Source organism: Nonomuraea gerenzanensis, assembly GCF_020215645.1.
GTDB classification, from domain to species: Bacteria; Actinomycetota; Actinomycetes; order Streptosporangiales; family Streptosporangiaceae; genus Nonomuraea; species Nonomuraea gerenzanensis.
The window spans coordinates 3,942,959-3,965,646 of record NZ_CP084058.1 but is presented as its reverse complement, the minus strand read 5'-3'; the positions used below and the strand labels follow the sequence as shown (position 1 = coordinate 3,965,646).

Below are 22,688 nucleotides of genomic sequence, written 5' to 3'. Positions count from 1 at the left end.
CTGTAGGCGGCCCGACCGACAGAAACGGTCAGGCCGTGCGCTCCCCGATCCGGGGGAAGGGCGTGGTGGAGAAGACGACCTCGACGGGCACCTCGAAGTACTCGGCGATGCGCAGCGCCAGGTAGAGGCTGGGGCTGTATTCGCCGCGTTCGAGGTACCCGATGGTCTGATAGTGCACCCCCAGGGCGTCGGAGAGTTGCCTGCGGGTCACGTTCCGCTCTGCGCGCAGCAGCGCGATGCGGTTGTAGACGTTCTCGCTCATCACGCGTAGTTTCTCAGGTCACCCGCTGCATCGCCCGGTGACGGCGCTCTTCCATCGCCGAGCCGGACTCGCGCCTGGCCATCCTGCGCAGGATCGGAGGCGCCAGCAGCAGCCCCGCCACGGCCCAGGCGAGCAGCACCAGAGTGGTCTCCACCGGCCGCCACGAGCCGCCGATCTCCGCGGCGGCGGCCGCGTCGGGCAGCAGCGCCGAGCGCATGCCCAGGCCGAGCCAGTAGAGGGGGAAGCCCTGGGCGAGGACCTGCAGCCAGCCGGCCAGCGCCGAGATCGGGTAGAAGATGCCCGAGATCGCGGTGAGCCCGCTGACGGCGAGCATGGACAGCCCGGCCCCGCCCTGCGGGGTGCGGGCCAGGGAGCCGATGATCGCGCCGATCGTGAGCGACGACAGCAGCCCCAGCAGCCCGACCCAGGCGATGGTGAGCCAGCCGCCCAGGCCGATCCCGAGCAGTTGGGGCACGAAGAACAGGCCGGCGACGAGCATCAGCGCCGCGGCGCCGACGGCGCTGATCGACAACATGACGATCCGGCCGACGAGATAGCCGATCATGCCCTGCGGCATGGCCTTGGCCCGCAGCAGGGTGCCGTCCTCCCGCTCGACGGACAGGGCGCCCACCGCGCCCATGAGCGCGTTGATCGGCACCATCAGGGCCACCAGGCCGGGCAGCGTGGCGGCCGCCAGGGACAGCTCGGTGCCGGGCAGCGTCGCGTCGCGCTGGAAGTAGAGCACGACGATGAGGGCCACGGTGCTCACCACGGTGAAGCCCATGTCCTGCGCGCTGGTGAGCTGCTGCCTGAACTCGATCCAGCCGCGGGAGAGCCCGAGGCGGACCGCGTGCAGCACGGGGTTCACGCTTCCTCCCGCTTGACGATGGTCATGTAGGTGTCCTCCAGCGAGGCCCGGCGCACCTCCAGGTCGCCGATCGCGGTGCCGTACTGCTCGAACAGCTCGCGCACGAACCCCGTGGCGTCGTGGGTGGCGTGCACGAAGTGCTCGCCGTCGCGGCTCCAGCGCACCTGGGCGTCGCGGGAGTACTCGCGGGTGAGGCTGTCGGGGCTGCCGTCGGCGACGATCCGGCCGCCGGACAGGATGAGGATGCGGTCGGCGAGCTTCTCGGCCTCGTCGAGGTCGTGCGTGGTGAGCAGGATCGTGGTGTCGTCCAGGTCCGACAGGCGGTGCACCAGGTCGTGGAAGTCGCGCCTGGCCTGTGGGTCGAACCCGGCGGTCGGCTCGTCGAGGAAGAGCACCTCGGGCCGGCCGACGATGCCGATGGCGACGTCCAGCCGGCGCCGCTGGCCGCCCGAGAGCTGCCTGATGCGCTGCCCGGCCTGCTCGGTGAGCCCGACGGCCTCGATCAGCTCGGTGGTGTCGAACGGCGGCCGGTCCCGGTCGGCGTACGGCTCGTAGTAGCGGCTGAGGTGGTGCAGGAGCTGCTGCACCCGCCAGCGGCCGTGGTCGCGCCACGACTGCAGCACGACGCCGAGCCTGGCGCGCCAGCGCTCGTCGCCGCGGGCGGGCTCGACCCCCAGCACCCGTACGTGCCCTCCGGACGGCTTCCTGAAGCCCTCCAGGATCTCGATCGTCGTCGTCTTGCCCGCGCCGTTGGGCCCCAGCAGGGCGATCACCTCGCCCGGCCTGATCGTGAAGCCGACGTCCCGCAGGACCTCCTTGTCGCCGTACGCCATCCGCAGCCCGGCGACCTCGACGGCGGCGGCGTCCTTGCCCAGGTCGACCCCGCCTGCGAGCTCTTTCACCGCGCCCATCGACCCTCCATATAGTAGGACTACTACATTGATAGCACATCTGCTACGGGACGCAATACACATATGACACCACATTGCAAGCGAACAGTAAGTCGCACCCGATACGGTCGGAATCGCCTGTAGCGGAAAAGGAAGGTTCGATGTCACGACCCAGAGAGGCACTGATCCAGGCAGGACAGGGCATGGTCCAAGCGGTGGCCCAGGGGGGTGACGTACGACAGGCCATGGGGCAGGCCATGGGACAGATGGTCGACCAGGCTGGGCAACTGGCCGGCCAGGCTCCCGGCTTCAGGCTGAACCCGCACGACTTCGCGGCGGCCCGCGACGGCGGCGTCTCCGTCGGCACCCTCATCGAGGCGAAGTCCGCCTCGCTGAACGAGGCCGGCGAGATCGTCAACCGCAGCTTCGCCGAGAACGGCATGCACGTCATCTCGCCCGTGGTGATCCCCAAGGGCAGCACCGCCAAGGTGATCGTGCCGCTGGGCATCCTCGTGGTGCTCGGCCTCATCGGCGCGCTCGGCAACATCGTGCCCAACGCCGACGTGATCTTCGGTCCGCACTACTGGATCGTGCTGGTGCTGGCCGCCGGGTTCCTGTGGTGGCGGCGCAGCGTGGTGATGGTGCCCGAGGGCTGCAAGGCGCTCATCACCCAGTTCGGCAAGCTGGTGCACATCGCGGACCCGGGCCGGGTGACGCTGTTCAACCCGTGGAAGCGGGTCAGCTACATCGTCAACACCACCCGCGAGTACCCGTTCAACGCGCCGATCAGCGAAGCGCCCACCCAGCAGGGCGTCAAGGCCAGCGTGGACCTGTTCCTGCAGTTCAGGATCGAGAACCCGGCGGAGTTCATCTTCGTCCTCGGCTCGGTCAGCGGCTTCCAGTCCAAGCTGCAGAACGCCATCAGCGAGGTCACCCGCTCGCTCATCTACGCCCAGCGGGCCGAGGAGATCTACGACCTGGTCGGCGAGAGCACGCTCGGCATGCTGGAGAGCCTCAACCAGCAGTTCCTGCCCGCCGTGCGGCTCACCGACGTCAACATCACCCACGCCGAGCCGTCCAGCCAGGAATACCGCATGGACCTGGCCGCCCCCGAGATGGTCAGGGTCGCCAAGGAGGCCTACACCTACGAGTACGAGCTGCAACTGCGCAAGGAGCAGAACGAGGGCGACCTGGTCAAGGAGCTGGCGGGGCTGCAGGAGACGCTGAGCGCCATCCAGGCCGAGATCGCCGGCTACCAGGCCCGCATGGACACCGCCCTCGAACGCGCCACCCACCAGGCCACCGCGCAGGCCAGGCAGCGCCTGGTCGAGGCCGAGTCCACGGCCAACGCCAACGCCGCCCTGCTGGAGGCGCAGGCGCTGGACATCAGGGCGCTGTCCGCCGCCGAGGCGCCCGAGATCCTCGACTACCGCTTCCAGCAGGACCTGCTGGCCAAGCTGGAGTCCGTCGCCACCAGGCTGCCGCAGGTGGTGCAGGTGGGCGAGGAGACCGACATCGACTTCCTGGCCCTGGCCCAGCAGCTCGTGGGCGGCAAGGGCGCGGTGCTGTTCTCCGCCGAGGACATGGCCGCCATCCGCGGCAGGCTCGACGAGATCGCCGCCCGCGTGCGCGACCGGGAGGACGAGATCGCCGCGTTGCTCACGAAGGCCGCCGCCGACGTGGAAGAGCCGCCGCAGACGCCCGAGCCCGACCAGGATCTGGAACGCACGGTGGAGCGCCTGCTGCCAGGGAAGGAGATCTGAGATGAGCCGTGAGTTCTCGAAGATCAAGGAGTCGCTGGCCTCCTGGGGAGAGATCCGCCAGCTCCTGCGCGGCGGTGAGCAGGGCCAGCTCGTGCCCGTCGTCATCCCCAAGGACCGGCGCGGCTTCGCCTGGATGACGCTGGTGTTCCTGGCGCTGTACTTCGCCGGCCTGGCCGCGCTGACCGACTTCCGGCTCATCGGGACGTTCGGGGCGCTGCTGTTCGTGCTGCTGGCGCTGCTGACGATCTGGCGCAAGGCGATCATCGAGATCGAGGAGGGCACCACCGGCGTGCGCAGCCGCTGGGGCGCCATCACCGGCACGCTGCCGCCCGGCCGCCACTACCTCTGGCTGCCGTGGGACCGGGTGGACGCGGTCGTCGACACCTCCACCGAGATCCCGTACTCGGCGCCGATCGTGGCCTGCCCCACCGCCGAGAACGTGCCGCTGAAGTCGATCGAGTTCTTCCTGAAGTTCAGGATCGTGGACCCCGTCGCGTTCGTCCGCACGATCGGCGCGGGCAACTTCGACCTCGTGCTGTCCAGCGCGGTGCAGGACGCCATCAGGCAGCGCAGCCGCCGGGTCAACACCGAGCGCGCCTACGACCTGCGCGGCTCCGACGTCGGCGACATGCAGGACGCGCTCAACCGCCAGCTCGGCCGCTACGGCGTGCGCATCACCGGCGCGAACATCCCCGACGTGCAGCTGCCCGACCAGTACCAGCAGCACCTGGCCACCCGCGAGAAGGTGGCCAAGGAGCTGTCGGCCTACGAGCGCGAGTGGGAGCTGACCCGCAAGCGCCGCATCGACACGCTGCTGATGGAGATCGAACGCTCCAAGAAGACCCGTGACGCCCGGGTCGTCGAGGTCAAGGCCGCCCACAACAAGGCGCGCAAGGACGTGGCGCGCATGCTGGAGGAGCAGGAGACCGAGGCGCAGCGGGTGACGTGGGAGATCGAGGCGCGCGGCCGGGCCGAGCTGACCGCCGCCGAGAACGAGGCCAAGGCGCTGCGCCGGCTGGCCGAGTCGTACCGGGACAACCGGGCCGTGCTGCAGTACGAGCTGGCTCGCAGGCGCCTCGACGTGGGTGCCAAACTGGCGGAGAACGCTCCCCAGCCCCTGGTCGTGCGCACCCAGCAGGGGCAGGCGGACTCCGCGCTCTCCACCCTTCTCCTGGCCCAGTTGCTCCCCCGCATCTCGGGTTCAGGCCAACTCAACGGTCACACACCTTCCGCATAGGAGAACCCCATGGTGTTCCGCAAGCTGATGGCCGCGTTCGGCGCGGGCGTCGAGGTCGACACGGTGTTGACCAACACGGGCGTGCGTCCGGGCGAGCCGCTGCGCGGCGTCGTGCACTTCCGTGGCGGCAACTCCGACTACAAGGTCGAGGGCATCTACATCGACCTCACCGCCGTGGTCGAGGTCGAGTCCGGTGACAACGAGTACAAGACGTCCTACAGCTTCCTGCGCCAGCAGGTGGCCGGGACCTTCCAGCTCGCCAAGGGCGCCCAGCACCAGCAGCAGTTCGAGATCCCGATCCCGTGGGAGACGCCGATCAGCGCGATCGCCGGGCACCCGCTGCACGGCATGAAGCTGGGCGTCCAGACCGAGCTGGCGCTGGCGGGGGCGCTCGACAAGGGCGACCTCGACCCGCTGTTCGTCAGCCCGCTGCCGGCCCAGGAGCACGTGATCGGGGCGCTCGACCGGCTGGGCTTCCAGTTCAAGAAGGCCGACCTGGAGCGCGGCACGCTGTACGGCTCGACGATGCCGTTCTTCCAGGAGATCGAGTACTACGCGGGCGGCCAGTGGCGGCGCTACTTCAACGAGCTGGAGCTGACGTTCATCGCCGGGCCGCGGCAGATGGACGTCATCCTGGAGGCCGACAAGCGGGGCGGCTTCCTCAGCTCCAGCCACGACGCCTACAACCGCTTCACGGTGCGCTACGACCAGTCGCCGCACGAGGCCGACGCGGCCCTGCAGCGCGGCCTGGAGCAGATGGCGCGCCACCGCGGCTGGTTCTGACGCCGGGATGGCGGGCGGTCCCGCGCCCGCCATCACCTGTCGGTGGACAGCTCGTTGTTCTTCTTCGGCTCCATCGGGTCCTGCCTGGGCTGGGAGCTCACCCTCCACCACCTGCACGGCCCGCGGTACCTCGCCTACGGCGGCGCCCCGCTGCTCGCCCTCGGCTTCGCCGCGCACTGGCTGGGCCTGCGCCTGTCCCGGCCTCGAACAGGCCGCGTGCTGGCGCGGGTGACGGCCTGCGCCGTGCTCGTGGTGTACGGCGCCGCGCCCCTGGCCTTCGCCGCGGACGTGGCCGTGGACCGGGCCTGCGTCGAGACGTGGGGCGGCCTTGAAGGCAGCTGGTTCTTCCTCAGCCCGTCACTCGCGCCGGTGTCGGCCGCGTTGTGCGCGCTGGCGGCCGTGCGCGTGCCCCGCCACCGGTTGCGCGCCCTGCTCCTGGGGCGCCCTTCAGGCGGACGGCCGCCGTCGTGCTCGCGCTGGGCCTGCTCGGCCTGTCGCGTGCGGCCGACCTGGCCTCGGGGCCCGTCACACCGCTGGCGTGCGAGCCCTCCCACCCTTACGTGAGCACGTTCCCGACGGGCGAGCAGGCGTTCCTGTGCGGCGCCAGGCAGGGCGGCGCCTACCCCACCCTGCCCGACCACCGGCTGCTCGCCTACGGCCGCGAGCAGTGCGCCCGCTACCCCGGCACCAGCGCCTCGGCGGCCTTCCTGGCCCCGCTCTGCCCGCCCGCCGCGGCCGACTCGCGGCGCGAGCTCGGCGCCGAGCAGGCCGAGTACGACCGCGAGCGGGCCGAGGCGCAGGCCGAGTGCGACCGGTTCCGCCACCGGCCGCTGACCGAGCCGGTCGAGGTGGCGCGCGTCCTGGAGTTCTCCGAGATCGGGCTGCAGGCCTACGAGGACCATCAGGACTCGCAGGAGGACCCGGTCATGCACCAGGACCTGGTGGGCAGCGCGACGGGCTCGTTGCACATCTACCTGGCGGCCGACTTCGAGCAGTGCGTCACCACCGAGACCTACCGGCGCCGCCCTCCGGTGGAGGTCGAGGGCTGGGACAAGGCGATCGAGGTCGGCTACCGCAGCCCCACCGGCGACTTCAGGCTGCGGGACCCGTTCGACGCGCCCGAGCTGCCCAACCTGGCGGTGGCGGGCGCGGGCCACTACCGGGTGCGGGTGCACTACCGAGAGCCGGGCCGGGACGCCTGGACGCCGCAGCACCTGCTGGTCCAGGTCTACCCCGGGCGCGGCGACCAGGTCGTCGACCTCAAGCGGACGACACGGCGAGCAGGTGGCCGCTGACGCCCAGCAGCGACGGCTCGCACTCCATCCGGCGGGCGGCGTCGAGCAGCAGCTCGCGCCGCTCGTCGTCGTCCAGCCAGGCGTCCACGTCACCGTAGAGCCAGAAGGCGCCCTCCAGGCCGTAGCGGCGCGGCTCGGGCAGGCCGGCGTCGGCGAACTCCGTGAGGATCTCGTCGGGGTGGTGGCCGTAGCCGCGGAACCCGCCCTCCTTGCTGGAGATGATCACGCCTGTCTCCAGGGAGCGGTAGTCGGCGATCCGTGACGGCTGCGCGGCGAACGTGCCGAGGTAGACGCTGTCGTGCAGGCACGCGTACCGGCTGATGCAAGCGGCCACGACCAGCCCGCCCGGCCGCGCGGCGCGGCGGGCCTCGGTCAGGGCGCGCACGCGGTCGGCGCGCTCGGGCAGGTGGTAGAGCGGGCCGAGCAGCAGGACGACGTCAGCCTGCCCGTCGGGGACCGGCAGGGCACGGGCGTCGCCCAGCCCGGCGCGCACGCCCGGCAGCTTCCCCGCCTCCTCGACGTGCAGCGGCACCGGGTCGATCAGCTCGACGTCGTACCCCTCGGCCGCCAGCCATTCGGCGTGCACGCCCGTACCGCCGCCCACGTCCAGCACCCGCGCGGGCGCCGGAGGAAGCGTGCGGCGCAGCACGTCGCGGGTGCGCCAGTACTCCAGCCGGCCACGGCCCTGGCGTAACCTCGTCAGCTCGCCGCCACGCTCGTAGTAGCCCATGAGGGCCGGGTCCAAGATCATGCCCTCGGATCCTACGGCGACCCTCGATCCGGGCGCGAGGCAATATCACGGGGCATCTTTCGCCAGTAGATCGTGTGCTGACAGTCGCGTGGCGCGCTCGTTACCATGACGTCGGGAACTGATCGTCGAACGGCGGGGCGAGCGATGGCACGGTTCATGGCGGCGTTGAAGAGGTCCGCCCCATGGGCGGCACGCAACGCGGACGGCGCCATCGCACTGGGCCTGGCGATCGTGGTCGGCGTGCTCGGCATCATGCCCGACGAGATCTTCGGCTCGCAGGGCGACGAGATCCAGCGCCAGCTCGTGACCGCCGCGACCCTGGTGATCCTCGCGCTGGTGGCCACGGCGCTGCTGCGCGACCGCGCCCGCCAGGCGCCCGTCGAGAAGACGATCACCTCGGGGGCGCTGGCCGAGCTGCCCGTGCGGCTGGCCCGCCTGGAGGAGATCGAGACCCTGGCCCACAGCACCCGCAAGGCCCTCGACTCGCTGCAGCTCGTCAGGGTGCTGGGCAGCAGGCAGGAGATCGCGCAGTCGCACGCCGAGGCCCGCCGCGACACCACCCGCTGGAGCTTCAAGGGCGGCACCGGCACCTACCTGCGCGCCGTCACCCTGCCCGAGTGCGTGGCCGCCGCGCGCAAGGACAAGCGGCACCTCAGGGTCAGCGTCGAGATCATCGACCCGTCCAACGTCGAGGTGTGCGAGACCTACGCCCACTACCGCCGTTCGCTGTCCGACGCGCCCGACGGCACCGGCGAGACGTGGACGACCGACCGGGCCAGGAAGGAGTCGTACGCGACCATCCTGGCGGCCTTCTGGCACCGCCAGCGCTACGGCCTGCTCGACATCGAGGTGGGCCTGTCCTCGACGATGACCACGTTCCGCTGGGACCTGTCCTCCACCCGCCTGATCATGACGGTCGAGGACCCGAACATGGCGATGACCGCGCTGGCCGACACGTTCTACTACGAGAACTGCGACACCGAGCTGCGGCTCAGCATGGAGCAGGCGCGGCGGGTGCCGCTGGAGATGTACAAGAAGGTGCCGCTCGGCGACGAGCCCACCATCGAGGAGGTGCAGGAGCTGTTCGAGCGGATCGGGGTGCCCCTGCCCCGTTCCTACGACGGCCGCGACGTCGTGGACATCGCCCGCAAGGCGCTGCGCGCGCTGGATCCGTACGCATGAGCCTCGGCAGCGTGCGTGACGTGCTGCGCGCCGGCGAGGCCAGGTCGTGGGCGCTGGCGATGCTGGCCAGGCCCGGGCTGCGGGCCGTGCGCCATCCTCTCGGGTTCGTCTGCCTGCCGCTGGAGCGCGAGGGCGGCGAAGGGGTATGCCTCCACCTGTGGACCGACTCGCTCGCGCACGCCGAGAGCACCACCTCGCAGATCCACTGCCACAGCTGGGACCTGCTCAGCCACGTGCTCTACGGCCAGGTGCGCAACGTGCACGCGCTGGTCCGCGACGCCCCCGCGCGGGCCACCCACCGCGTGTACGAGGTGGTCAGCGGCGCCGACGGCGACCGCATCTCGCCCACCGCCCGCACCGTGCGGCACAGCACGGGCCTGGTGGAGGTGTTCGGCCCCGGCGACACCTACACGCTGGCCGCCGGCCGCTTCCACAGCAGCGTGGTGCCCGAGCGCGGCGAGGCGGCCACGATCGCGCTCGGCCGCGGCCGGCCCGGCAGCCACGACCTGTCGCTCGGCCCGCTGGCCGGTGGCGCCCACCACGTGTCCAGGCAGCCGCTGGACGCCGCGGAGACCGCCCTGGCCGTCCGCACGATCACCGCGCACCTGACCTGAGAGGCACCCGATGGACCTGGATCACGCTCGTACGGTCGCCGTCGAAGCCGCCGAGGCCGCGGGCACCCTGCTCCTGGAGGGCACGCGGGGCGCGCTCGGCACCCGGGCCAAGGGCGAGGCCGGCGACGTGGTCACCGATCTGGACCTGGCCTCGGAGAAGCTGCTGCTGGAGCGGATCCTGACGGCCTACCCGTCGCACACGGTGATCGCCGAGGAGTCCGGGCTGGTCGGCGCGGCGGGCGGCGAGTGGACGTGGCTGGTGGACCCGCTCGACGGCACCAACAACGTGGCCATCGGGCTGCCGACGTACGTGGTGGGCGTGGCGCTGTGCAGGAGCGGGCGGCCGCTGCTGGGCGTGGTGCACGACCCGGTGTCCCGGCAGACCTGGTCGGCCGTGCGCGGCAGGGGCGCGGTCACCTCCTCGGGGCTGCGCCTGGCTCCCCCCTACGCGCCGAGCCCGCACGGGCCGCTGCTGGCCTGGACCCAGGGGTACGGCATCGCCAGGGACGACGCGACCGTACGGCGGCTGAAGACGGCGCTCGACCTCAACGCCCGCCGCGTGCTGCAGCTGTGGGCGCCGCTGCTGGCCTGGGCGATGCTGGCGCGGGGCGACATCGACGGCATCGTCGGCTACCGGGCCGGGGTGGTGGACCTGCCGGCGGGGGCGCTGCTGGCGCAGGAGGCGGGCATCGAGATCAGGGCGCTGGACGGGGGCCCGTACGAGGAGTGCGTGGACGCCCCCGGCGACGAGCGCAGCTTCGTGGCCGCGCACCCCCGGGCGCTGCCGGGCCTGCTCTCCCTGCTCGAGTGAGAAAAAGTGCGCAGATAATCTGTGTCCTTTGTCGATGAGTTCCGCCGCCGTTCGACGTCTATTGAGAGGGTGCCGGACAACGGCACCACGCGGAGAGGAGCCCGACATGATGACCACGACCGAGCTGGCGCAGGTGCTCTTCGTCACCACCCTCCAGCCGTCCGACGAGCTGTCCCCCTGTCAGATCCGCGAGGCCGTGGACGAGCGGCTGTGCGCGTGCGGCGGCGACCCGTCCCGGTGCGCGGCGCTCGTGGCGCAGGAGGCCGGCGACCACCCCGAGACGTTCGTGCGGCGCATGCGCTGGGCCCTGGACGCGGTGGCCGACGCCTACGCCCTGGCCGCCGCCTGACCGCTCAGCCGAACGTGACCAGCGCCCACACGGTCGCAGGGACGCCCACGACGGCCAGGCCGGCCCCGGTGAGCAGGAAGCGGCGCATCGGGACCCGCACGTCGTGGCGGCGGCACGACTCGAACCACAGCAGCGTGGCCAGCGACGCCCACGGGGTGATGACCGGGCCGACGTTGGTGCCCACCAGCAGGGCCAGCAGAAGATCCTGGTCGGTGGCCGGGATGACGGTCTCGACGGCCTTGTACGCGGGCAGGTTGTTGATCAGGTTGGACAGCCCGGCGCCGACGGCGGCGGTGCGGTACGGGTCGCCCTCGGTGCCGATCATCCAGGTCATCAGGGCCGACAGGCCGTGCAGGCTGAGCGTCGGCACGACCAGGAACAGGCCGGTCACGAAGACGACGAGCTGCCAGGGGACCAGGCTCCACGTCAGGCGGTCGCGGGCGCGCAGCACGAAGGCGGCCACCACGACGATCGCCGCGGCCGTGGCGGCGATCGCCACGTGCGTCTCCACCAGCAGCAGCGCGATGAACAGCAGGCACGCCGCCGACGCGGCCCAGAACAGCACCCGGTCGGCCACCGGCTCCAGCACGGGCGGGGTGTAGCGCAGGTCGCGCCGCTCGCCGCGCCGCCAGTAGAACACCCACAGGAACACCATCGTCACCGCGATCGCGGCGAGCTGGGGCGCCCACATGCGGGCGGCGAACTCCTGGGCGTCCAGGCCGATCTTCTGCATGCCGAGCAGGTTCGTCAGGTTGGAGACCGGCAGCAGCAGGCTGGCGGTGTTGGCCAGCCAGATCGTGGTCATGGCCAGCGGGAGGGCGGCGATACGGGCCCGGGGGGCCAGGGCGAGCATGACGGGCGTGAGCAGCACCGCCGTCGTGTCCAAATTCAGAAATATCGTAACAAAAGACGCAAAAATGACACAAAGAAAGAACAGGGCGGCGTAATTGCCGCGCCCGAGCACCGCCATCCTGGCCGCGATGGCGTCGAAGACCTGCGCCTCCTTGGTCAGCTCGGCCAGCACGATGACCGCCACCAGGAAGATCAGCAGCGGGCCGATCTCCCGCAGGCTGGTGACCGCGTCGGCCCACGGCAACAGCCCGGACGCCACGAAGACCAGCCCCAGGACGAGCAGCCCGATCCTGATCCAGTCGAGTACGCCAAGACGCCGCAACACCCGAAGATGATCGCACACCCGCGGCGCAGCAAGGGATACTGGGCGAATGGCACGCGACGGCAGGCCGACCGACATCTTCGTCAGCTACTCCCCGGCCGACACCGCCTGGGCGACCTGGATCGCCTGGGAGCTGGAGGCGGCGGGCTACCGCACCATGATCCAGGCTTGGGACTTCGTGCCCGGCACCAACTTCATCGACTTCATGGACCGCGGGGTCAGCCAGGCGCAGCTCGTCGTGGCCGTGCTCTCGCGCAACTACCTGGGCTCGCGCTACGGCCGGATGGAGTGGCAGGCGGCGCTGCGCGCCGACCCCGACAACCCCTCCAACAAACTCGTCACGATCAGGCTGGAGGACGTCCCCCTGGAGGGGCTGCTGTCCACCATCACCTGGGTCGACCTGCTGGGCGTCACCGATCCTGGCCAGGCCAGGGCGCTGCTGCTGGGCCGGGTCAGGGAGGCGCTGGCGGGCCGGGCCAAACCGGAGGCCGCGCCCGCCTTCCCCGACGGCACCTCGGTCCCGCCGCCCGTGCCGACCCTGCCGCCGCCCGCCGAGCGGGCCAGGGCGCGGCGCACGCCGGTCACGGCGCCCACGTTCCCGCCCGTGGCCGGTGAGAGCCGGGGCCGCGACTCGATCAGCGTGCTGCACATCGGGGGCCCCCGGTTCGGCCGGGCGCTGCCCGACCCCGGCGATCCGTTCACGCCCGAGGACATGCAGGCCCGCATCTGGGCCGACCTGACCGCCCTGTACGACCGCGGCATGCCCCGCCCCGACCTGATGGTCATCAGCGGCGACGTGACCGAGTCCGGCAGCCTGGGGCAGTTCTCGCAGGCCACCCGGTTCGTGACCGACCTGCGGCTGCTGCTCGGCCTGGAGCCGCACCGGCTGGTGCTGCTGCCCGGGCCGCGCGACGTCACCAAGGCCGCCGCCAGCGCGTACTTCATGACCTGCGAGGCCGACGACGTGAGCCCGCAGCCGCCCTACTGGCCCAAGTGGCGGCACTTCGCCACCCTGTTCGGGGAGCTGTACCAGGGGCTGGACGACCGGGTGTTCGACGGCGGGCAGCCGTGGACGTTGTTCGAGGTGCCCGATCTGAAGGTGGTCGTGGCGGGGCTGAACTCCACGATGGCGATGAGCCATCTGGAGCGCGACGCGTACGCGATGCTCGGGGAGGCGCAGGCGGCCTGGTTCGCCGAGCGGCTGCGGCCCTACGAGGAGCGCGGGTGGCTGCGGCTGGGCGCGATGGGGCACGCGCCGGAGGAGCTGCGCGACGCGCCGACGTTCGAGCGGTTGCTGGGGCACCGGCTCAACCTGCTCTTCCACGGCGGCTCCGGGCAGGCGGCGGAGGGCCGCATCGCCGCGCCGCGCTCGGGGCGGCACCATGTGGTGGAGATCGGGCCCGACGGGCTGCGTACGTGGGTGCCCGACGAGGAGCGTCCCGAGCGCGTACGCGTGCGCTGGCGGGCCGCCCAGGCCACGTTCACCGGGGAGAGCCCGCCCGAGCGGCCGCCCGCCGCCAAGCCGGAGGAGCGCGCGCCGAGCCCGGTGGAGCTGCTGCTCGACCGGGTGGCCGAGGTCTGCGAGGCCAGGCACGAGCGCGCGAAGATCCGCAGGTTCGACGCGCACCTGGTGGTCACCCAGGCCGAGGACGGGTTCGTCAGGCAGACGATGATCGGCGCGCACGTGGGCGCGCTGGACGAGCAGGCCGTGGCCGGGTTCGTCCGGCAGGCGCACGCCAGCGGCCTGGCCGCCGAGCTGGTCTACCAGGGGCCGCCCGCGCCGCGCTCGCTGCGCGACGACCTGATGCGCATGGGCGTGCGGCTGCGCAGCTTCACCGAGTTCCAGGGGCTGCTCGACCTGAGCGGCTACGTCGCCGAGCAGACCGCCCGCCTGACCTCCGACCGGCGCTACCCGCCCGACCTGTACGTCCCGCAGCGCTACCGCGAGCTCGACCGCCCCGGCAGCCAGATCCGGCAGGGCCTGACCGACGAGCTGATGCGGCTGCTGAACGCCGACCACGGCCGGTTCCTGCTGCTGCTCGGCGACTTCGGCCACGGCAAGACGTTCGCGCTGCGCGAGCTGGCCAGGCGCATCCCGGCCGAGCTGCCGCACCTGACGCCGATCCTCATCGAGCTGCGCGCCCTGGACAAGGCGCACTCGGTGGACGCGCTGGTGGCGGCGCACCTGGCGAGCCACGGCGAGGAGGTCATCGACCTGAAGGCGTTCCGCTACCTGCTGCGGCAGGGGCGGATCGTGCTGCTGTTCGACGGGTTCGACGAGCTGGTGACCCGGCTGACCTACGACCGGGCGGCCGACCACCTGGCCACGCTGCTGGCCGCCGCCGACGACAAGGCGAAGATCGTGGTGGCCAGCCGCACCCAGCACTTCAAGTCCCACAGCCAGGTGCTCACCTCGCTCGGCGAGATGGTCGGCGTGCTGCCGCAGCGACGGGTGCTCGGCGTCGAGGACTTCACGCCCGACCAGATCCGCTCCTACCTGGCCAACCGGTTCGGCGGCGGCGAGGAGGCCGGCGCCCGCATGTCGCTGATGGGGGAGATCGAGGACCTGCTGGCGCTGGCGCAGAACCCGCGCATGCTCAGCTTCATCGCCGATCTCGACGCCGACCGCCTGCGTACGGTGGCCGAGGCGCGGCACACGATCAGCCCCGCCCTGCTGTATGAGGAGATCCTCACCTCGTGGCTGGTCTTCGAGGAGCGGCGGGCCAGGATCCCCGGCTCCCCGACGGGGCTGACCGTCGAGGACCTGTGGCAGGCGGTGACGGCGCTGGCGGTGCGGCTGTGGGAGTCCGGCGAGTCGCTGCTGGCCCTGGACGAGCTGACCGAGATCGGCGAGACGCTGACCGGCCTGGCCGACGGGCAGCTCACGGCCGCGCACGCCGCGTTCCGGATGGGCTCGGGCAGCCTGCTGGTGCGCACCGAGGAGGGGATGTTCGGGTTCATCCACGCCTCGGTGATGGAGTGGCTGGTCGCCCGGCACATCGCCACGACGCTGGACCACCCCGTCCTGCTGACGCGCAGGCCGCTGTCGGCGCTGACCGTGGAGTTCCTGTGCGACCTGGCCGACGTGCGGTCGCTGCGCGCCTGGGTGAACGACCCGCCGCCCGACGACCTGTCCAGGGCGAACGCCGTCAAGATCTCCGCCAGGCTGCGCACGCCCGCCCACGCCGACCTGCGCGGCGCCAACCTGAAGGGCGAGGACCTGTCGGCCAGGGACCTGCGCGAGGTCGATCTCACCGGCGCCGACCTGTCGGAGGCCACGCTCGTCGGCACGAACCTGTCCAGGGCCACGCTGCGCGACGCCAGGCTGACCGGCGCGCGGCTCGACGGCGCCCAGCTCACCGGCGCGGACCTGCGCGGCGCCGACCTGTCGGGGGCGCGGCTGGCGCGGGTGGACCTGAGCGACGCCGCGCTGGAGGGCGCCCGCTGGCACCGGGCCTCGCTGATCGACGTGACCGGCACGCTGCCGCACCTGCCCGGCGCCGCCGTGGTGCCGGGGCAGCCGGTCGAGGTGCAGTTCGCGCCGGCCGGCATCAGCGTGCCGTACGGCTACCACTTCCAGACCAGCCGCCTGCCCGAGCCGATCGCCTACAGCCCCGACGGGGCCACGATCGCGGTCGGCAACGAGGACGGCGGTGTGCTGCTGTGCTCCGGCGGCGCCCCGGTGCGCACGCTGCAGGGCCACCGAGGCCGCGTGTACGCCGTCGCCTTCGCCGGCGACCTGCTGGCCACCGGCGCCAGCGACGGCTTCGTGCTGCTGTGGGACGCCCTGAGCGGCGAGCTGCTGCACCGGCTGGAGTGCCACCCCGGCGGCGTCTGGCCGGTGCGGCTCGACCCCTCGGGCGAGCTGGTCGCGGCGGGCGGCGGCGACGGCGTCGTCCGCGTCTGGCACACGGCCACCGGGCGGCTCGCGCACGAGCTGAGCGGGCACCGGGCACCCGTCTACACCGCCTCCTTCGGCGGCTCCGCCCTGGTGACCGGCGACTCCGCGGGTGTGGTGCGGGTCTGGGACCTCGGCTCCGGTCAGGTGAAGGAGACGCTCGGGGAGCACCGCGGCAGCGTCTACCGCGCCGTGCACGGCCCCGGCGGGCGGCTGCTGGCCACCGGCGACGAGGCGGGCACGGTCAGGCTGTGGGACACCCGCACCTGGCGGCTCACCCACGAGCTGACCGGGCACCTGGGCAGCGTCTACTGCGTGACGTTCTCACCCGACGGCTCCCTGCTGGCCAGCGGCGACACGGCCGGCAGCGTACGCGTGTGGGAGACCTCCGGCGAGGCCCGCGGCGTGCACACCACGCACGCCGCGGCCGTCTACCAGGTCGCTTTCGGCCCCGACGGGCAGAGCCTGGCCAGTGGCGACGCCAACGGCGTGGTCCGGCTGCAGCGGCTCGGCACCGCCCAGCGGGTGGAGCTGACCGGGCACCGCAGCTCCGTCTGGCCGTTCGCGTTCAGCCCCGACGGCCAGGAGCTCGCCACCAGCAGCAACGACGGCACCGTGCGGCTGTGGGACCCGGACAGCGGCCAGTGCAGGCGGGTGCTGCGCGGCCACGGCCGGCGCATCTCCTCCGTCCGCTTCAGCGCCGACGGCACATTGCTGGCGACCAGCGGCAACGACGGTGTCGTACGGCTGTGGGAGCCGCGCACCGGACGGCGGCTGCGCGAGTTCACCGGCACGGCCGACCGGCTCGTCTCGGCCTCCTTCTCCCCCGCCGGGCCCGTCCTGGCCACCTCCAGCAACGACGGCGGCGTGCACTTCTGGAACGCCGCCACCGGCGACTACGAGCGCGAGCTGAACGCCGAGACCGACCACGTCTGGGCCGAGGCGTTCAGCCCCGACGGCGACATGCTGGCCACGGCCAACGACGACGACAGCGTCCGCATCTGGTACCGGCCGACGGGCCGCCTGGCGGGCGAGCTGCTGGACCACCGGGGCCGGGTGCGCTCGATCGCCTTCAGCCCCGACGGTGAGATCGTCGCCACCGGCTGCGACGACCACCTCGTCCGCCTGTACCACGTGGCCTCCGGCGCTCTGGCGACGACGCTGGAGGGGCACACCGACCGGGTCTACTCCGTGCTGTTCTCCCCGGACGGCCGCCTGCTGGCCAGCGCGGGCAACGACGGCAGGGCCGTGCTCTGGGACACCGCGTCCGGCCGGCCGCTCCGCACGCTGGAGCACGAGGGGCGCCTGTGGAGCGCGGCGTTCGACGCCTCCGGCGCGCGCCTGGCGACCGGCGGCGACGACCTCCTCGTCCGCGTGTGGGAGGCCGCCACCGGGCGCCTGCTGCACACGCTGGCCGGGCACGCCCGCAGGATCTGGTCGGTGGCCTTCAGCCCCGCCGACGACCTGCTGGCCAGCGCCGGCGACGACGGCATGGTCATCCTCTGGGCGGGCGGCGAGCGGCGGGCGACCCTGCTCGGGCTGCCCGAGGGGTGGGCGGCGCTCTCGCCTGACGGGCGGTACAAGGTGCAGGGGGATCCGGGCGGGCAGTTCTGGCACGTGGTGGGGATGGCGCGGTTCGAGCTGGGTGAGCTGGACGCGTACCTGCCGGGGGTACGGCAGGTGCCGCTCGACTCGCCGTTCTGAGTCAGAAGTACTCACCGCTGTCGCTGAGGAGGGCGATGACGGCCCCCAGGTTCTCGTTCATCGGGAACGACTTCCACAAGGCCCACTTGCCGCCGTCCCTGTTCTCCAGGCGTACGCGTGTGGCGCCCAGCACGACGCGCTTGGTCTGCCTGGCGGTCGGGCCCTCGCCCTTGTAGAAGGTGTTCTTGCTGCCCCGCGCCGGTCGCCAGCTCTTGTCGTGCAACGCCTTGACCACTCGCTCACGGTCGGCTGCGGGTGCCTCCTCCACCGGGTCTTCCGCGAACACGGACTCGGTGAGAGTCAGGAGCGCACGCAGCTGGCGCCGGGCCTCCGGACTGCTGAAGAAGCGCCTGGCGTACTGGGACAGTGTCGTGGGGCTCTGCAGCTCGGCCACCGGATCGGCGTCGTCGGTGTGAACAGCGGTCGCGAAATCCCGGTAATGCAGCGGCCAGCCGAGCTGCAGCCCGATGAGCGCCGCCAGCAACGACTCGTCGAGCTTGAGCCGGCGCCTGCGCAGCACGTGGCGCAGCAGCAGGAACGAGTTGATGAAACGCTTGACCTGGCGCGGGTTGGCGTCCAGCGCGAGCGTGCAGATCTCGTACGCGTACCCCCCGAAGCCACTGGGGAAAAGGTCCGACCTGGCCTCCCAGTCTGGCAGCAGGTCATCGAGGAAGGAGGACGGATGCAAGTCGATCCTGGGCACCCGGAACGGGACCTGGATGATCTTCTCGATGAACGCGTGCCCGATCTGCTCCGAGTATCCGTACTTGCGGTTGACCGCCTGGACGAGCACGTCGTAGTCCAGTGCCAGCACGAACACCATGCCGGGCACGTCCATGACGAGGTTGATGGCTTCGAGCAGGCCCACGACGTTCTCGGGTGAGCAGCGGTCGAGGTCGTCGATGAGCACGGCGATGCGCCGCTCTCCGAGCGCCTTGGCCAGCTCGCTCATCTCCTCGTGCGGCTTCGCGAACGCCACGTCGAGTGAGGTCAGCGGCTCCTTCGCCAGGCCGTCGGCGGTGCGGGCCAGATCGAGTTCCAGGAGCCCGAACTTGAGCTTCAAGCTCGCCACCACCGAGCCCAGCGCGCGCATGACGTGCTTGCGTAACCGCTGGTCCTTCAGGCCGTCGGCGCAAGAGATCCGGTGGAGCAGCGGGACGACGATGGGGCCCGCGTTCTCGTAGCGCCAGGCGTCGAAGGTGACGGTGATGACGTCGTCGTGCTGGTCCAGCTGGTACTTGATGGCGTTGAGCAGGGACGATTTGCCGCTGCCCCAAGGGCCGTAGACGCCGATGGTGAACCGGGCAGGGCGACCTCCCACGACGGCCCCGGCCAGTGCTTCCGCGTAGTCCTGGAAGCCGAGGCCGGGGTTGGCGTGTGGGACGTCGGCGAGGATGGGGATGACGGGGCCCGCAGTCATGTGTCCGCGCCTTCGTTCGCATGGGCGAGGAGATACGGCATGGCCAGACGGGGGTTACGCCGGATGGCGTGGAAGCTGCCGCTGATGGATGCGTACTCAGCAGACTCCCACCAGTCGGTGAACCGGAGTATCTGGGACAGCCGCGCCGCCAGCGCGGCACGGTGTTCCTGGGAATCCAGCATCTTCCAGTGCGTGATCGGCACGATCGCACGGTGACTCTCCTGCACCACGATCTGAGCCGCCTTTGCCGCCTGATCGAGTGCCCATGATGCGTTCCACACGGCGAGCAGTTCGCCCATCGGGCGATGAGCGGGTGGCAGATCAGGTAGCTGGTCCCACGTCAGCGCCGAGGAGGGGCGCAGGGTGTGCAGGGCCAGCCTCGCGAACCCCGTGCTCGCGGGCATGCTCAGCCAGCGACCGACCAGCCGGTGATGTGACCGCGCCGAAAGCTCGGAGACTTCGAGCCTGGGCAGTCGGCCGATCTCCTCAATCGCGTCGGCCCACTCTGGATCATCGATGACAGGCCCCAACCAGCGGAGGGGCACATAGGATGCGGCCTTCGCCAGTTCACAGGCCAGCTGAGGCCGCAGTTGCCACGCGTTGCCGTCCAACCCCAGAGCGATCAGAAGAGTCGCGGCCGCATCGGCGCGGAAGCGGGAGGGCGGGGCGGCTGCGACTCTCTCCGCGGAACTGACGGCGACCTGTGTGTGTTGGCCTCGATAGATCCAGCCGTTGCGGGGCACTCCCACGGGCTGGTTCCCGCGGAACCGTGCCACTGTCCTGACGGGGAAATCCCGCACATGCACCCACCGCCGTTGTGCCTTACGCCACGCCTCGATGGTGTCCGCCTCGACCGTGAGCGCCCGGCTGCGGCTCGTCTCCCACCAGAGTGCCAGCGGCCACGGCAGCCAGCTACTCCACGCGTCCACGAACGCAGCGCGAGTCGCCTCGATGGCCGCCACCGCGTCCTCCCAGGTCCGCTGCGAGGGGTTGCGCGCGAACCGCGCCGCCGATGCGAGGAAGCCCCATCCCCGGGCTGATTCCATCCTGGCGAGACGGCCCCATGGGATTTCCGACTTGTCCTCGTCGGCGTCGTGAATCCGAACCGGACTCTCGGAACTCCAGAAAAGGGCTTGCAGAGGGAGAGAGTGCGCGGAGGACACGAATCTCTGGGTGCGTCCGATCAAAGCCATGGCCTGCACCGGATCGAGCGTCTTCAGGTGTTCGCCGGACAGGTCCAGCAGTACCTCGTCCTGTGTCCTGAGGGCCAGGCTGAGCAGCATCGACCGCTGCTCGGCGTCGCTAGAGTGCCAGATCGTCTCCAGCCACCCCTTGGCGCCCGCACGCTTCCGGCTCTCGTACGCCGTCAGCACCACCAATCCCAGCCGCGCCACGAGCCGCTCGTCGCGGTGGAGAGCCCGGATCTTCTCCTCCAGGATCGGGCCCGCCTCCTTGTGCCCGCGTAGCCGGACGAGGTCCTCCAGCGGCAGGTCGTCGGCCAGTTCCACCAGGCGCACAGCCAGGCGCGCGAGCGACCGTACATAGGTGGGCGCGGTGTCGGCCATACCCTCCAGAATGATGTCCAGCGCGAGCCGCGAGCCCATCAGCGGCGCGCCGGTCCCGCTGAGTCCGCGCACATCGTCGTGATTGAGGTCGAGGCAGAGCTTGACGACCATGTCACGATCGGTGGTGGCGTCGGAGAAGATCCGGCCGAAGGCGAACAGCACGGTGTTGAACCAGTGCTCCGAGCAGGCCACCTCGGCCAGATTGCCGGCCACGTCCGAGGACGACCCCGACGTGAGGCCGAGCGCCGCACAGTACTCCTGCAGACTGCGCAGCTCGAACTCGAACTGCTCGTCGGTCACCGCGATCAGGAACACCAGCCGGTCGGTGGCCGCCCTCATGAGGCTCTCCACCAGGCGATCCAGATCGTCCCCGCCCCAGCCCTCCTCGATCAGCAACTCGCGGAGCACCTCACGCACCCCGTCGCGGGAGATCCGGGAAGTCGTGTTTCCCGAACGCTGGGCACGGGTCTGCAGGATGAGGCCGACCCGCGCGTGCAGAGCGTTCACGTGCGCGCGATGACTCGCGAGCACCCCCGCAAGAGGCGTGTCCTTCTCGAGCTCGCGCGCGTAGATGATGTCGTAGAAGCTCTCGAACAGCGAGAACCTCAAGCCGGGCGGACGGCCGTGCTTGGCGAGCAGGATGACCAGGATGGTGACCTGCAACGGATTGGTCATCAACCGCTTGATCTCAGCCTCGTTGCTGGCGCGGTCCAGCCGTTTGGTCACGGTCTGGGCGCGCTCGCTGCCCGGCTCGTGCCTGATGTTGATGAGCCGGTACGCATATTTCCGCGCCTGTTCGAGTGTCAAGGGCAGCAGGTTGAGCTGCTGATAGTCGAGAAATTCGCCCTCGTATCCCTGCTGGCGGCTGGTGGCCACGATCGCCAGATCGGTCCCGGCCGAGACAGCGGCGTCGATGAACTCGTCCACGGCGATCAGCGCCGCCCCGCGGTTGGCCGAGGCCGGCACCTCGTCGAGCCCGTCGAGGATCACCAGCCAGGGATACGTGCGCAGCCAGCGACGCAACATCTGGTGATCCACGTCCCCCATCCGGGCGGCCAGGAACTTGAGCAGCGTGACCCGCGGATCGGACGACAGCGCGTCCGCGAACTTCGTCAGCGGCACGAAGACCGGGAAGCGGAGATTGACCGGCCGGTCGATGCCCTCCTCCGCGCAGATAGTCCTGACCTGCGCGATCTCCTCTCTTAACGGAGGCCGATCGCGATGGTAGGGATGCCGGTCGAGGAGTTCGGAGCGGTAGATCTGACACAGGAATCTGCCGATCGTGCTCTTACCCTGCCCGGGGCCGCCGATCACGACGTACCTGCCGCTGTGCGCAGGGCCGTCACCCGGCACAGCCTGCTCGTCGAGCCCCTTGATGAGGGCGGCGCAGGTTCTGACCTGTTTCGACTCCTCCGGCTCCCCCGGCGCCACACTCGGTACGTCCACGAAGACCTCAGCCAGGCGCACCTTGAGATCGTCCGCCGCTCCGGCCTGGTGAACGTCGGCGTAACGCTCACTCTTGAGAATGGTCGCCAAATGGGTACTCAGTGCGTTGGCGGTCTCTTGATCCTGTGCCGCGAGCTTGTCGAAGACGCTCTGCAGCAGGTCGGCCGTGACGTAACCGATGACCTCGTGCCTGACGCGATGGTGACGGTCCAGCAACTCCCCGATCTCGTCGGCCGACCACAGCACGGAGTCGCGCAGCCCGGCCTTCAGCGTGCCTTCCCTCAGCAGCTCATAGGTGTAGTCGCCGGGACCGTCCAGGGTCACGTTGGTGATGTAGAGAACCTGTTGCGGCTTGCCCTCGGAGTGCCTCAGATCATTCAGGTCGTCCCTCATCCGGGTTCGCAGCCAGGTGATCTCCGAGTCGTCGCCGGATGCCTCCGGCGTGGCGAAGGCGACCTGGACACGTGTCTCGGCGCCCCAGCTGACCCCGCTGCCCTCGAATCTGAGGGGCTGGGCGAAGGCGGCCCTCGTCGACCGCGACGTGGTCCAGCCGTGGGAGGTCCAGGTGATATCTCGTTCGATGCCCAGCTCCGCCTCCAGCACCTTGGTGACGAGCTGCAGGAAGCGCGCGCTGCCCAGCCGAACGAGGTCATAACTGCCTCGCATGACGGCAGTA

The 22,688-nt window shown here is 70.9% G+C and carries 17 protein-coding genes; 10 read left to right on the top strand and 7 right to left on the bottom strand.

The window, feature by feature from the left end; genetic code table 11:
• Positions 1 to 28: 28 nt before the first annotated feature.
• From LCN96_RS18970 to LCN96_RS18960, 3 genes are read right to left on the bottom strand one after another with little or no spacing between them, the layout of a single operon-like run.
• A complete protein-coding gene (locus LCN96_RS18970; protein ID WP_148441575.1) occupies positions 29 to 262 on the bottom strand; it encodes a helix-turn-helix transcriptional regulator in 234 nt (77 codons plus the stop codon).
• A gap of 13 nt (positions 263 to 275) precedes the next feature.
• Entirely contained in the window at positions 276 to 1,130 is an 855-nt protein-coding gene (locus LCN96_RS18965) for an ABC transporter permease (RefSeq protein WP_225274140.1), read from the bottom strand.
• Positions 1,127 to 2,041, bottom strand: a complete 915-nt coding sequence (locus tag LCN96_RS18960; protein ID WP_225274138.1) for an ABC transporter ATP-binding protein — start codon at positions 2,039 to 2,041, stop codon at positions 1,127 to 1,129. The genes LCN96_RS18965 and LCN96_RS18960 overlap by 4 nt, the downstream gene beginning before the upstream one ends.
• A gap of 140 nt (positions 2,042 to 2,181) precedes the next feature.
• Between LCN96_RS18960 and LCN96_RS18955 the strand changes: the two genes are divergently transcribed.
• Genes LCN96_RS18955 through LCN96_RS18935 form a run of 5 tightly spaced genes read left to right on the top strand, consistent with a single transcriptional unit; the run spans position 2,182 to position 7,098 of the window.
• Positions 2,182 to 3,783 (top strand): SPFH domain-containing protein, encoded by a 1,602-nt coding sequence (locus LCN96_RS18955; protein WP_225274136.1) that lies wholly within the window; start codon positions 2,182 to 2,184, stop codon positions 3,781 to 3,783.
• A gap of 1 nt (position 3,784) precedes the next feature.
• Complete coding sequence (locus LCN96_RS18950; protein WP_225274134.1) at positions 3,785 to 5,020, top strand: SPFH domain-containing protein; 1,236 nt, start codon at positions 3,785 to 3,787, stop codon at positions 5,018 to 5,020.
• Positions 5,021 to 5,029: 9 nt separating this feature from the next.
• Positions 5,030 to 5,803, top strand: a complete 774-nt coding sequence (locus LCN96_RS18945; RefSeq protein ID WP_148441571.1) for a sporulation protein — start codon at positions 5,030 to 5,032, stop codon at positions 5,801 to 5,803.
• Positions 5,804 to 5,845: 42 nt separating this feature from the next.
• Complete coding sequence (locus LCN96_RS18940; protein WP_225274132.1) at positions 5,846 to 6,367, top strand: hypothetical protein; 522 nt, start codon at positions 5,846 to 5,848, stop codon at positions 6,365 to 6,367.
• Positions 6,271 to 7,098, top strand: a complete 828-nt coding sequence (locus tag LCN96_RS18935; protein WP_225274130.1) for a hypothetical protein — start codon at positions 6,271 to 6,273, stop codon at positions 7,096 to 7,098. The genes LCN96_RS18940 and LCN96_RS18935 overlap by 97 nt, the downstream gene beginning before the upstream one ends.
• Here LCN96_RS18935 and LCN96_RS18930 read toward each other — a convergent pair.
• Positions 7,064 to 7,849 (bottom strand): class I SAM-dependent methyltransferase, encoded by a 786-nt coding sequence (locus tag LCN96_RS18930; protein WP_225274128.1) that lies wholly within the window; start codon positions 7,847 to 7,849, stop codon positions 7,064 to 7,066. The genes LCN96_RS18935 and LCN96_RS18930 overlap by 35 nt on opposite strands.
• Positions 7,850 to 8,005: 156 nt before the next feature.
• Here LCN96_RS18930 and LCN96_RS18925 point away from each other — a divergent pair, with 156 nt between their 5' ends.
• The 4 genes from LCN96_RS18925 (at position 8,006) to LCN96_RS18910 (ending at position 10,805) form a co-directional block, all read left to right on the top strand.
• Complete coding sequence (locus LCN96_RS18925; RefSeq protein ID WP_225274126.1) at positions 8,006 to 9,031, top strand: hypothetical protein; 1,026 nt, start codon at positions 8,006 to 8,008, stop codon at positions 9,029 to 9,031.
• Complete coding sequence (locus tag LCN96_RS18920; RefSeq protein ID WP_225274125.1) at positions 9,028 to 9,645, top strand: hypothetical protein; 618 nt, start codon at positions 9,028 to 9,030, stop codon at positions 9,643 to 9,645. Before LCN96_RS18925 ends, LCN96_RS18920 begins: the two co-directional genes overlap by 4 nt.
• Positions 9,646 to 9,655: 10 nt before the next feature.
• Complete coding sequence (locus tag LCN96_RS18915; RefSeq protein ID WP_225274123.1) at positions 9,656 to 10,456, top strand: inositol monophosphatase family protein; 801 nt, start codon at positions 9,656 to 9,658, stop codon at positions 10,454 to 10,456.
• A 106-nt stretch (positions 10,457 to 10,562) separates the two neighbouring features.
• Positions 10,563 to 10,805 (top strand): hypothetical protein, encoded by a 243-nt coding sequence (locus LCN96_RS18910; RefSeq protein ID WP_225274121.1) that lies wholly within the window; start codon positions 10,563 to 10,565, stop codon positions 10,803 to 10,805.
• Positions 10,806 to 10,809: 4 nt separating this feature from the next.
• On the opposite strand, the gene LCN96_RS18905 is transcribed toward LCN96_RS18910, so the two are convergent.
• Positions 10,810 to 12,057, bottom strand: a complete 1,248-nt coding sequence (locus LCN96_RS18905; RefSeq protein ID WP_225274120.1) for an ArsB/NhaD family transporter — start codon at positions 12,055 to 12,057, stop codon at positions 10,810 to 10,812.
• Between LCN96_RS18905 and LCN96_RS18900 the strand changes: the two genes are divergently transcribed.
• Positions 12,029 to 17,581, top strand: coding sequence for a WD40 domain-containing protein (locus LCN96_RS18900; protein ID WP_225274118.1), 5,553 nt, complete (start codon positions 12,029 to 12,031; stop codon positions 17,579 to 17,581). The two genes, LCN96_RS18905 and LCN96_RS18900, sit on opposite strands and share 29 nt — an antisense overlap.
• 1 nt (position 17,582) lies before the next feature.
• Here LCN96_RS18900 and LCN96_RS18895 read toward each other — a convergent pair whose 3' ends face one another.
• The gene (locus LCN96_RS18895; protein WP_225274116.1) at positions 17,583 to 19,001 is read right to left on the bottom strand and encodes a KAP family P-loop NTPase fold protein; all 1,419 of its coding nucleotides are present in this window, start codon (positions 18,999 to 19,001) and stop codon (positions 17,583 to 17,585) included.
• Positions 18,998 to 22,678, bottom strand: coding sequence for an NACHT domain-containing protein (locus LCN96_RS18890; protein WP_225274114.1), 3,681 nt, complete (start codon positions 22,676 to 22,678; stop codon positions 18,998 to 19,000). The genes LCN96_RS18895 and LCN96_RS18890 overlap by 4 nt, the downstream gene beginning before the upstream one ends.
• Between the last annotated feature and the right edge of the window lie 10 nt (positions 22,679 to 22,688).